Genomic DNA, 10,519 nt, shown 5'->3' with positions numbered 1-10,519 from the left:
TCCAGCAGCGCGGCCGGCGGCGGCGATCCGGGCACCGCCTGCGAAAGGTCGACCAGCGGGCCCGAGCGCCCGTCATAGGCGCGCGCCCAGCCCTGCGCCTGCGGGATCGGCGGGGTGGCGGTGTCGAGAAGGTCGGGGTTCAGGGCGGGAAGCGTCGTGTCGGCCATGGCCGGCAGCTTTGGGACGCGGGTGGGCCTTCGTCAATCGCACCAACGGGCGATCGGATTATCCGAGCGTCATCCCGGAGCTCCGCTGCGCTGCGTCCGGGATGACAGTGTTGGTCTCCGACAACCTCATCCTGCTCGACGAGGGCCTCGAATGCGATGAAAAGACGCTGCCTGGACTGCCCCTCCATCTTATACCCTCTTGATCACGGATAGGGACGATTTGCGTGCCAGACGAGACTCACGACGCCATCGAGACGCTGCATGCGATGCTGGACGCCGCCGGCAGCATCGTCGCCTTCACCGGGGCGGGCATCTCGACCGAATCGGGTGTGCCGGACTTCCGGACGGCGGGCTCACCCTGGATGGTCAACAAGCCGATCCCGTTCGAGACCTTCGTCAAGAGCCGCGAGGCGCGGGCCGAGGCCTGGCGGCGCAAATTCGCGATGGACGACCATTATGCCGGCGCCGCGCCCAATGCCGGCCATCGCGCGCTGGCGCGGCTGGTCGGGCAGGGCCGGGCGCCCGCGATCATCACCCAGAACATCGACGGGCTGCACCAGGCCTCGGGCGTGCCCGACGCGCAGGTGATCGAGCTGCATGGCAACGGCACCTATGCGACCTGCCTGGGCTGCGGCCGCCGGCACGAGCTGGCCGAGATCCGCCCCGTCTTCGAGGCCACCGGCGAGCCGCCGGACTGTGCCGCCTGCGGGGGACCGGTGAAATCCGCGACGATCTCCTTCGGCCAGGCGATGCCGCAGGACAAGATGATCCGGGCCCAGCAACTGGCTCTGGAGGCCGAGCTTTTCCTCGTCCTCGGGTCCTCGCTCGTGGTCTATCCGGCGGCGACGCTGCCGGTCATCGCCAAGCGCCGGGCAGCGACGCTGATCATCGTCAACCGCGAGCCGACGGAACTGGACGCGATCGCCGATCTGGTGGTGCGGGCGGAGATCGGCGCGGCGCTGGGGCCGCTGGCGGGGTAGGGTCCCAAGGCCAGAATGGTACCGGGAGACCGGCAAGCGGCGTCCGCACGGTCGCCTCGGGCAGGTGTCGTTTTCTCGACTTTACCCAAGGACAGGCGGTTCGATTGGGTATAGCGTCGCCGCAACGGCCCAGCTGACGAAGGGTCGGCGGGGAGCGAGCTATGCAAAAGATCCTGATGACGATCTGCCTGGTCGGCAGTTCAACGACATTCTTTTCGAGCGACGCGAATGCCGTCGTCTGTGCGCGCGGCGTGGTTCGCGCCGGCTGCGTCTCCTCCGGCGGAGCCGTGGTCGTCCGTCGTCCTGTCGCGGTCGCCCCGAAGCCGGTCGTGGTCGCGCCGCGACCCGTGGTCGTCACTCCCGGGCGCGCCGTGGTGCGACGACCTGTTCGCTACTGAACCCTTAGCTGTCGATCTGATGGAGAGCTCCGATGCTGAAGCAGATGAGTATTGTCCTTGCGATGTCGCTGGCGGCAGGGCTGGCAGGTTGCGCATCCTCCCCGGTGGTCTCGACCCAGACGGTCATCGTCGCAGGCCTCGGCCCGGTCGAGGTCGAGCGGTTGGAGGTCGAGGTCGTCGACGTGGAACCCGCCGAACGGATCGTCCGCGTCCGCCAGGGCAGGAACGTCTGGCAGGTCGCGGTTCCGGCGCTGTTCGGCGATCTGCAGAACATCAATGCCGGAGATCGGGTCGAAATCCGACGCGTCGAAGGCGTGATCCTCGGGGTCAAGCGGGCTCGCAGGGGCGCTGAGCCCAGCATCGTCTACTCGGAGGCGGTCAGTGATGCCTCCTTCCAGGGGCTGCCGGAGAAATTCGTCGTGCGCTCGCTCACGCTGACGGCGCGGTTCGAGAGCTTCGATCCCGCGACCCGCATCGTCAACTACGTCGGGCCGGCGGGAGCACGCACCCATACGGTGTCCGATCCCGCCATCCAGAACGATCTCCGGCGCCTCAGGCGCGGCGACATGGTCGCGCTGACTTTCGCGGAGGCATTTCAGTTCCGGAAACTCTGATGGTGAAACCGACCCGCACGGAGAAGCCGGCGCGGGTCGTAACGTCCCAGGGCTGATCGCAGGGGCGGCTACATCGGATGTGAGGCGGCGTGCCGTTGCCGCGCGCGCAGGCCGTGCGGATGGCGCAACGCTCGCAGGCCGTGATCCGGGCGGACGCCGGGATGATGCCGGCTCCGCCTGCGCATTCCATGTGCCTGCGACCTTTCGGTACCAGGGCTGCCAAACAGCTTGAGGCTACGTCGAAAAAGGCTATGCGGGCAGGGCGTCGCCATCCCGTCGTCCGCAGATCCGTCGAAGGCCGTCCATGTCCAGCGAGAAAACCATTCCCTCCGCCGCCCTCGCACTCGGCGCGGCCGGGGTCATCCCGTTCCTGGCCTGCACCGCCGGGCTGGCGGCCGGTTTTGCCGTGCCGGGCATCGGCGGCGGCGAGCGGCTGACGCAGGCGCTGATCGTCTATGGGGTCGCGATCCTCTCCTTCCTCGGCGGCGTACGCTGGGGCATCGCCATGGGCTATGAGAGCGAGGCGACGCAGCGGCGCGACTTCGTCATCGCGGTGGTGCCGGCGCTGATCGGCTGGGGCGCGACGCTGCTGGCGCCGGGCGCGGCGCTGTGGACGCTCTGCGTCGCCTTCGTGCTGCTCGGGCTGATGGATTACGGGCTGTACTGCCGCGAGGTCGCCGCCGAGTGGTATGGCCGGCTGCGGCTCGGCCTGTCGGCCGTCGTCGCGGTGCTGCTGGGCGTCGCGGCCGCCGCGGCCTGACGGTTTCGCGTCGAGAAGACCGTTGCTTCAGGGATCTGCCTGAGACGGCTGTTTTTCCAGCTCGGCCCTGATGGTCGCGATCGAGTCGCCGCGCGCCATCATCGCGGCTGCGCGCCGGCCGTGACGCGCCAGCGCATGCCGGGTCTTGTCCGGAGCCGTCATCAGCACGTGCAGCGGTTCGAAACCAGTCGCCTGCAGCCGCCGCACATAGGCCAGTTGGCTCTCATAGGGAACGATCCGATCCTCGCGATCCGACAGAACGATGACCTGCGGCTTGGGATGGGTGGCAATCCTCCCGACATGGTCGATGGGATCGTGAAGAGCGGGGATGTTGGTGCTCTGAACCGTCCGGCGCCGGTCCCAGTACCGCGTGACCTCGCGCACGGACACCAATGCCGACGACAGGGCCACGGCCGAAATGTCGTGCCGCCGGTTCAAGAGCGCCGCCGCGATCTGCCCGCCGCCGGACTGACCCGCGAGAACGAAGCGCGAGACACGATAGCGATGTTTGATGGCGTCGAGCGCGCGGTCCATCAGCATCACCTCGCGGAATTCGCGGCGCGCATTGTGATCGCCTGACGATCCGAACATGCCGGGGCGTGCCAGGAATATGGCCGGACGCCCCGCCTCCTGGGACCATCGCGCCATATCGCGCTGGAGCCCATCGGGAGAGCGCCGCTCATATGTCGGGGCCACGAAGCGCACGGCCGTCCTGGTCTTCAGCAAGACGTCGCCGCTGAAATAGACCAGGACCACCGGATGATCGGCTGAACTCAACCCGTGCGCATAGGCGCGGATGCAATCGCCCTTGCCATCGAATTCGATCCAGAAGCCGTTAGGCACGGTCAAACACTGGGCCGATGAACTGCGCGAGCCGTGCAGCGCTTCGTAGGGATCGAAGGGTTCCGCGCCGCGCGGGATTGCGAGGTCCTTGGGTTCGGTTGGCGCGCCTGCCGGCAGTTCCAGCCGCTGGGCCAGAGCCGACTGAGCCTGTGCGATCATCAAGACGGCGATAGCCCGCCACACAAGCCGCTTCGGCATTTTCCCAGACCGACCTTTCCGCCACCGATCGCCGCCGGCGATCCCGATGCGCTGCCCGTCGGGCTTGCGCGCGCCAGCACCATGATAAGGGAGCGCCGTTACCAATTTGGACCGTTGCCCTCGATCAAAGAGCAGGCAACTCGATCCCGGCGGGCGTCAATCCCGCGAAGCCAACGCCAGCCTCAGCGCCAGGGCCCCGAACACCGCGCCCATCAGCCGCTGCGGCCAGGCTGCGAGATGCGGCCTTGCGGCGAGCGCCCGGCCGAGCCGGCCCGCCGTCAGGATGACGATGCCGTTGGCGATCAGGCCCATCAGGTTCAGGATCGTGGCCAGCACGATTACCTGAAGCATGATCGACCCGGCCTCGGGCTTCAGGAACTGCGGCAACAGCGCCAGCATGAACAGCGCCATCTTGGGGTTGAGCAGGTTGGTCAGCATCCCCTGCAGGAAGATCGCCCGCAGCCTGAGCCGGGGCTGGTCTGCGCGCGGTGCGAACAGGGCGGCGGGCGCGCGCAGTGTCGTCCAGGCGAGCCAGGCGAGATAGGCCGCGCCGACAAAACGCAGCGCGTCATAGGCGGCCGGCACCAGCAGGAAGAGCTGCGACAGGCCCAATGCCGCGGCGAAGGCCTGGAGATAGCTGCCGGCGGCGATGCCGGCATAGGTCAGGAAGCCGGCGCCGCGGCCTTGGCCGAGGCTGCGCGAGGCGATCAGCAGCATGTCGGGGCCGGGCGTGGCGGTCAGCACCGCACAGGCGGCGGCGAAGAGCGCCAGTGTCGCGAGATCGGGCATCCCATCCTCCGCCGAGCGCCCTGCCGCGCCGGTCGTGATCTAGCCCAATGAGCCGCGCCGATCGAGCTTTTCGACGATCGCGGATGTGGATGACGCGAAGCCGGCTGTATCGCGACTCCCCGGGGGTGGTATCGTGCCAAGGCGAATCAAGCCATTTCGGGCGGGGGTGGGTAGTCAATGTCCGACGAGTTCGGTGAGGGCGGGCGGCGGCCGGTGGGACCGATCCAGTCGCTCAATCGCGTGATGCGGCTCGACGGGCCCGAGGGCCTCGCCGCGGATGTCGGCGTCGAGATCGGCGGCTATGTGAAATGGTTCGACGTCAGCAAGGGCTACGGCTTCGTCGTGCCCGATGATGGCGGGGCCGACGTTCTGGTTCATGTCACCATCCTGAAGCGCGATGGTTTCAATGCGATCGCCGAAGGGGCTCACATCGTGCTCGAAGCGGTCGAGAAGCCGCGCGGCCGCCAAGCCATCCGCGTACTCTCGATCGACACCACCGCCGCGCGTCACCCCTCCGAGATGCCGCTGGCGCGCACCAATGTCCAGGTCACGCCGACCAGCGGGCTCGAGCGCATGACGGTGAAGTGGTTCAACCGGCTGCGCGGCTTCGGCTTCGTCTCGGCCGGCGAGAACTCGCCCGACGTCTTCGTCCATATGGAGACGATGCGCCGCTACGGCCTCGTCGAGCTGATTCCCGGACAGGTCGTTCTGGTGCGCTACGGGCCCGGGCCGAAGGGCCTGATGGCCGCCGAGATCCGGCTGGAGCAGGGCGGGGCGCCGAGCTCGCACTGAGCGCCTCGCGTCATGCTCGGGCTCGACCCGAGCATCTCACGCTGCGACCGGCGCCTCTTCTTGCCCGAGGGGGAATTGCGCCTCTTCTTCACCGAGATGGTCGGGGCAAGCCCGACGATGACGCATCACAGCGCGAACGACGTCCCGCAGCCGCAGGAACTGGTCGCGTTCGGATTGGTGATCTTGAAGGACTGGCCGATCAGGTCGTCGACGAAGTCGATCGTGCTGCCGGCGAGCAGATCGAGCGAGGTCTCGTCGATCAGCACTGTGGCGCCGTCGCGCTCGATGACGATGTCGCCCGGCGCCTTCTCGCGATCGACGTCGAAGACATATTGGAAGCCCGAGCAGCCGCCGCCGGCAACGCTGACGCGCAGCATCGAACCGGGTGGCTCCGTCGCCATCACGGCGAGGATGCGGCTGGCGGCCTTCTCGGTCACGGCGACGCCCACGGGGGCTTCGAGCGAGGTGGTCATGGCGATCTCCCGGAGCAGAAGCTCCTTGCACCTTGGTTGCCCGCAAAGGTAATGGCGCCCCAGCCCCTCGACAAGCCGGGGCGGCGACGGACCCGCTATGCCGCATCCACTCAACCCCGTCTTCGGCGAGCCTCACGGGCGCGAACCCGGCGATCGCTGGCGCGCGCCTTACGCCTGCCGGGCGGCGACGAGTCGCGGGCGTCTCATCGCGGAGCCGGCCTCGCCGACGCGCAACCCGTTCCAGCGCGACCGCGACCGTATCATCCATTCGACCGCCTTCCGCCGGCTGAAGCACAAGACGCAGGTCTTCGTCTCGCATGAGGGCGACCATTTCCGGACGCGGCTGACGCATACGATCGAGGTCGCGCAGATCGCGCGGGCTCTGGCGCGGGCGCTCGGGCTCGACGAGGACCTCGCCGAGGCGCTGGCGCTGGCACACGATCTCGGCCACACGCCCTTCGGCCATACCGGCGAGGATGCGCTGGCCGCGTGCATGGCTGATGCCGGCGGCTTCGACCACAACGCCCAGACGCTGCGGATCGTGACGCGGCTGGAGCGGCGCTATGCCGGTTTCGATGGGCTGAACCTGACCTGGGAAACGCTCGAGGGGCTGGTCAAGCACAACGGCCCCCTGCTGGACGCCGATGGCTCGCCGACGGAGCGCTATGCGCAGACCGGCATCCCGGCCGCGATCGTCGAGTATCAGGCAAAGCAGGACCTCTGGCTCGACACTTTCGCCTCGGCGGAAGCGCAGGCGGCGGCCCTCGCCGACGACATCGCCTACAACGCCCATGACATCGACGATGGCCTGCGGGCCGGGCTCTTCGGCCATGGCGAATTGCGCGCGGTGCCCTTCCTGGCTGGGCTTCTCGACGAGATCGAGGCCCTGCATCCGGGGCTGGATACCGCCCGGGCCACCAACGAGCTGGTGCGGCGGGTGATCACGCATTTCGTCGAGGGCACGATCGCCGAATCGCAAGCAAGGCTTTCGGCGCTCGCCCCGACGGATGCCGATGCGGTCCGTCGGGCGGGCCGGCCTGTCATCGCCTTCCCGGCGGAGATCGAGGCGGCCGACCACGAGATCAAGGCCTTCCTCTATCCGAACATGTACCGCCATGCCCGCATCGCGCCGATCCGCCGCGAGGCGGCGCAGGTGGTGCGCGACCTGTTCGGTCGTTTCCGGGCCGATCCCGGCCTGATGCCGGCGGACTGGGCCGCGGGGTGCGACGGCCTCGACGCGCAGCGCGTGGCGCGGCGGGTGGCCGACTATATCGCCGGCATGACCGACTGGTACGCGCTCGACGAGCATCGGCGCCTGTTTGACGCGACCCCCACGCTGCGATAGGGCCGGGCGCCGTATGCCGACGTTCGGAATCGAGCAGTCCTCATCCTGAGGAGCCGCGCAGCGGCGCCTCGAAGGATGGTCCAGGAGGGTCCGGAGACATCGGGAGCATCCTTCGAGACGCGATCTGCGATCGCTCCTCAGGATGAGGGCTGAGGATGGAAGGGGCGCCGAAAGCTGCCCCACAGCGCGAAGACGACATTCGATGAACCTGTTCGAGACCTATTCCGCCCGTGTCGCCGCCGCGCTCGCGGCGCTCGCCGAGCGCGGGGCGCTGCCCGCCGGGCTCGATCTCGGCCGCGTCGTGGTCGAGCCGACGAAGGATCCGGCCCATGGCGATCTCGCCACCAACGCCGCAATGGTGCTGGCCAAGGAAGCCGGCACCAATCCGCGCGCGCTGGCGGCGCTGCTGGTCGAGGAACTCGCCAAGGCCCCCGAGATCGTCAAGACGGAGATCGCGGGACCGGGCTTCATCAACCTGACGCTTCAGCCTTCGGTGTTCACGGCGATCCTGAAGGACGCGGTCGAGCGCGGGCTCGACTATGGCCGCGGTGCGCCGAGGCCGCAGCCCAAGGTCAATGTCGAATATGTCTCGGCCAACCCGACCGGGCCGATGCATGTCGGCCATGGCCGCGGCGCCGTCTTCGGCGATGCGCTGGCCAATATCCTGGCCTTCGCCGGCCATGACGTGACGCGCGAATACTACATCAACGACGCCGGGGCGCAGGTCGACGTGCTCGCCCGCTCCGCCTTCCTGCGCTACCGCGAGGCTCTGGGCGAGACGATCACGATCCCGGAAGGGCTCTATCCGGGCGACTATCTCGTCTCGGTGGGTCAGAGCCTGGCGAAGGCCCATGGCGAGGCGTTGCTGGCGAAGCCGGAGGCCGAGTGGCTGCCGCTGGTTCGGTCCGCAGCCATCGACGGCATGATGGCGATGATCCGCGACGATCTCGCTTCGCTCGGCGTCGTCCACGAGGTCTTCTTCTCCGAACGCTCGCTGCAGAACGACGGCGGCGTCGACGTCGTCGCCGAGACGATCGCCGATCTGCGCGCCCGTGATCTGATCTATCAGGGCCGGCTGCCCCCGCCCAAGGGCCAGAAGGACGAGGATTGGGAGGACCGCGAGCAGGCGCTGTTCCGCGCCACCCAGTTCGGCGACGATGTCGACCGGCCGCTGCTGAAGTCGGACGGCAGCTACACCTATTTCGCCAACGACATCGCCTATCACCGCTCGAAGTTCATCCGTGGCTTTCCGCAGATGATCGACGTCTGGGGGGCCGACCATGGCGGCTATGTCAAGCGCATGCAGGCGGCTGTGAAGGCGGTCACGGCCGGGCAGGGCGCGCTCGACGTCAAGCTCTGCCAGCTCGTCAAGCTGCTGCGCAACGGCGAGCCGGTGAAGATGTCGAAGCGCTCCGGCGATTTCGTCACGCTGCGCGAGGTCATCGACGAGGTCGGCCGCGATGCCGTGCGCTTCATGATGATCTTCCGCAAGAACGACGCGACGCTCGACTTCGATCTCGCCAAGGTGGTCGAGCAGTCGAAGGACAATCCGGTCTTCTACGTCCAGTACGCCCATGCGCGCTGTGCCTCGATCTTCCGGCAGGCGCGCGAGGCCTTTCCCGATCTCGATGTCACCCCGCAGGCGCTGGCCCGGGCCGATCTCGCCCGCCTCACCGACGAGGCCGAAATCGGCATCGTCAAGTTGATCGCGGCCTATCCGCGAATCATCGAAGGCGCTGCGGCGGCGCATGAGCCACATCGCGTGGCCTTCTTCGTGCATGAGCTGGCCAGCGCGTTCCATTCTTTGTGGAACAAGGGCAAAGACTCGCCGCAATTACGGTTCGTTAATCAAACTGATCGAGAGTCGACTGTGGCGAGGTTGGCGTTTGTGCATGCGGTGCGCAGCGTCCTTGCTTCCGGTCTGGCTGTCGCCGGAGTTGCGGCGCCGGAAGAGATGCGTTGACGGCCGCAGGGCTCTCGGCGCGCACAAGGTCAGGTTGACCGCGCGGGGTAGAGGGCGTTCCCTTTCGCGCTGGTGGCCTGCGCTGGAATGGATCGTGCCATGAGTGAGCCAGCTAGAAACCGTTTCGCCCTCGATCTCGAGGATCTCGAGCGCCAGCTTCGCAGCGCCGGCCAGGTGCCGCGCTCCGGCCAGCCGGCCGATCCGCTGGCGGAGCTGACGCGCATCGTCGATCAGGGTGATCCGTTGAAGGATATCTTCGGTCATCGCGGCCCGGCCGCGGGCCAGCAGCGGGCCGCCTCCTGGCCTGCGCCCGTGCCTGCGCCGGAACCCTCTCCGTTGCCGTCGAGCATCGGCCGCGAGGCCGTGCGCCCCGCCGCGCCGGCCCGGGACGTTCCGCTCGACGCCGTCAGCCATTTCCAGGCCGTCGCCGCGCAGTCGCAGCCGCCGGCCGAGCTGCGAGGCGCCCTCGACGAGTTCGAGGCGCTGTTGCGCCGCAACGAACCGGTGCGGGCCGCGCCCGCCGCTGCCCCGGTCCGCGCGGAGCCGCGTTTCGACGATGCCGATCAGGGCTTCGAACCGGCCCAGCCGCAGCAGCCCTATGTCCGGGCCGCGGCGCCGGCGTCGGTGCCGACGGCGCGCGATCTCGACGAGATGCCGGACGGCCATGCCGCCTACGTGCCGCAGCCTTCCGAGGATCTGCAGGCCTATCACGCCGTTCCCGCTGACGAGGACCTGCCGGATCTCGAGCCGCGCCGTTCGCGCAAGGGGCTCTATGCCGCGGCGGCCCTGATCGTCGTCGGCGTGGTCGGCGTCGGCACGGTGATGTCGATGCGCGGCACTCCCAAGACGGCCGATGGCCAGCCGCCGACGATCGCCGCTGCGACCGGGCCGACGAAGGTCGAGCCGGTCAATCCGGGCGGCGCCGAGATTCCCAATCAGAACAAGCAGATCTACGAGCGGCCCGGCGATCAGCAGTCCGGCCAGACCAAGGTCGTCAGCCGCGAGGAGCAGCCGGTCGACGTGCAGCAGGCGGCGCGCTCGATGCCGGCGCGCGTGGTCCTCCCGGGTCCCGGCACAGCCACTGCCACGCCGATCGCTCCGCAGGCCGCCGGCAATGCGCTCGCCCAGGCGCCCGCGGTAGCGGTTCCCTTGGCGGCGCCGGCCGAGCCGGCCCTGACGCCGGTGCCGCCGGTGCCC

The 10,519-nt window shown here is 68.5% G+C and carries 10 protein-coding genes and 1 pseudogene; 8 read left to right on the top strand and 3 right to left on the bottom strand.

Annotated elements, in window-relative coordinates:
• Positions 1-433: 433 nt before the first annotated feature.
• From Q8M82_RS14155 to Q8M82_RS14140, 4 genes are all read left to right on the top strand, one after another.
• Complete coding sequence (locus Q8M82_RS14155; RefSeq protein ID WP_305691981.1) at positions 434-1,147, top strand: SIR2 family NAD-dependent protein deacylase; 714 nt, start codon at positions 434-436, stop codon at positions 1,145-1,147.
• Between the two features lie 161 nt (positions 1,148-1,308).
• Positions 1,309-1,545, top strand: a complete 237-nt coding sequence (locus tag Q8M82_RS14150) for a hypothetical protein (RefSeq protein WP_305691978.1) — start codon at positions 1,309-1,311, stop codon at positions 1,543-1,545.
• 44 nt (positions 1,546-1,589) lie between these two features.
• On the top strand, positions 1,590-2,159 hold the full coding sequence (locus tag Q8M82_RS14145) for a hypothetical protein (RefSeq protein ID WP_305691977.1): 570 nt from the start codon (positions 1,590-1,592) through the stop codon (positions 2,157-2,159).
• 304 nt (positions 2,160-2,463) lie between these two features.
• On the top strand, positions 2,464-2,919 hold the full coding sequence (locus Q8M82_RS14140; RefSeq protein WP_305691976.1) for a DUF3429 domain-containing protein: 456 nt from the start codon (positions 2,464-2,466) through the stop codon (positions 2,917-2,919).
• A 27-nt stretch (positions 2,920-2,946) separates the two neighbouring features.
• Here the strand turns inward: Q8M82_RS14140 and Q8M82_RS14135 are convergent, their stop codons facing one another.
• Together Q8M82_RS14135 and Q8M82_RS14130 are read right to left on the bottom strand one after the other, a co-directional pair.
• Positions 2,947-3,921 (bottom strand): alpha/beta hydrolase family protein, encoded by a 975-nt coding sequence (locus tag Q8M82_RS14135; RefSeq protein WP_305691980.1) that lies wholly within the window; start codon positions 3,919-3,921, stop codon positions 2,947-2,949.
• A 195-nt stretch (positions 3,922-4,116) separates the two neighbouring features.
• Positions 4,117-4,749 (bottom strand): LysE family translocator, encoded by a 633-nt coding sequence (locus tag Q8M82_RS14130; RefSeq protein WP_305691975.1) that lies wholly within the window; start codon positions 4,747-4,749, stop codon positions 4,117-4,119.
• Between the two features lie 177 nt (positions 4,750-4,926).
• On the opposite strand from Q8M82_RS14130, the gene Q8M82_RS14125 reads away from it, so the two are divergent.
• Entirely contained in the window at positions 4,927-5,541 is a 615-nt protein-coding gene (locus Q8M82_RS14125; protein ID WP_371126357.1) for a cold-shock protein, read from the top strand.
• A gap of 125 nt (positions 5,542-5,666) precedes the next feature.
• Here Q8M82_RS14125 and Q8M82_RS14120 read toward each other — a convergent pair whose 3' ends face one another.
• Positions 5,667-6,014: a HesB/IscA family protein gene (locus Q8M82_RS14120; RefSeq protein WP_305691974.1), complete on the bottom strand. Its 348-nt coding sequence runs from the start codon at positions 6,012-6,014 to the stop codon at positions 5,667-5,669.
• A gap of 97 nt (positions 6,015-6,111) precedes the next feature.
• On the opposite strand from Q8M82_RS14120, the gene Q8M82_RS14115 reads away from it, so the two are divergent.
• The 3 genes and pseudogenes from Q8M82_RS14115 to Q8M82_RS14105 form a co-directional block, all read left to right on the top strand.
• A complete protein-coding gene (locus Q8M82_RS14115; protein ID WP_305691973.1) occupies positions 6,112-7,359 on the top strand; it encodes a deoxyguanosinetriphosphate triphosphohydrolase in 1,248 nt (415 codons plus the stop codon).
• Between the two features lie 202 nt (positions 7,360-7,561).
• Positions 7,562-9,322 carry an arginine--tRNA ligase gene (argS, locus tag Q8M82_RS14110; protein WP_305691972.1) on the top strand — a complete coding sequence of 587 codons (1,761 nt, stop codon included), beginning with the start codon at positions 7,562-7,564 and terminating at the stop codon, positions 9,320-9,322.
• Positions 9,323-9,421: 99 nt separating this feature from the next.
• Positions 9,422-10,519, top strand: a pseudogene (locus Q8M82_RS14105) (hypothetical protein); the annotation flags it as partial.

The sequence above is a fragment of the Allobosea sp. genome, from assembly GCF_030694325.1.
Taxonomy (GTDB): domain Bacteria; phylum Pseudomonadota; class Alphaproteobacteria; order Rhizobiales; family Beijerinckiaceae; genus Allobosea.
This window is presented reverse-complemented; position numbering and strand designations above follow the sequence as displayed.

Bases quoted from the DNA above. Each gene is read 5' to 3' on its own strand.
- Q8M82_RS14155 (WP_305691981.1), top strand. From the start codon at position 434: ATGCTGGACGCCGCCGGCAGCATCGTCGCCTTCACCGGGGCGGGCATC.
- Q8M82_RS14150 (WP_305691978.1), top strand. From the start codon at position 1,309: ATGCAAAAGATCCTGATGACGATCTGCCTGGTCGGCAGTTCAACGACA.
- Q8M82_RS14145 (WP_305691977.1), top strand. From the start codon at position 1,590: ATGAGTATTGTCCTTGCGATGTCGCTGGCGGCAGGGCTGGCAGGTTGC.
- Q8M82_RS14140 (WP_305691976.1), top strand. From the start codon at position 2,464: ATGTCCAGCGAGAAAACCATTCCCTCCGCCGCCCTCGCACTCGGCGCG.
- Q8M82_RS14135 (WP_305691980.1), bottom strand. From the start codon at position 3,921: ATGATCGCACAGGCTCAGTCGGCTCTGGCCCAGCGGCTGGAACTGCCG.
- Q8M82_RS14130 (WP_305691975.1), bottom strand. From the start codon at position 4,749: ATGCCCGATCTCGCGACACTGGCGCTCTTCGCCGCCGCCTGTGCGGTG.
- Q8M82_RS14125 (WP_371126357.1), top strand. From the start codon at position 4,927: ATGTCCGACGAGTTCGGTGAGGGCGGGCGGCGGCCGGTGGGACCGATC.
- Q8M82_RS14120 (WP_305691974.1), bottom strand. From the start codon at position 6,014: ATGACCACCTCGCTCGAAGCCCCCGTGGGCGTCGCCGTGACCGAGAAG.
- Q8M82_RS14115 (WP_305691973.1), top strand. From the start codon at position 6,112: ATGCCGCATCCACTCAACCCCGTCTTCGGCGAGCCTCACGGGCGCGAA.
- argS (WP_305691972.1), top strand. From the start codon at position 7,562: ATGAACCTGTTCGAGACCTATTCCGCCCGTGTCGCCGCCGCGCTCGCG.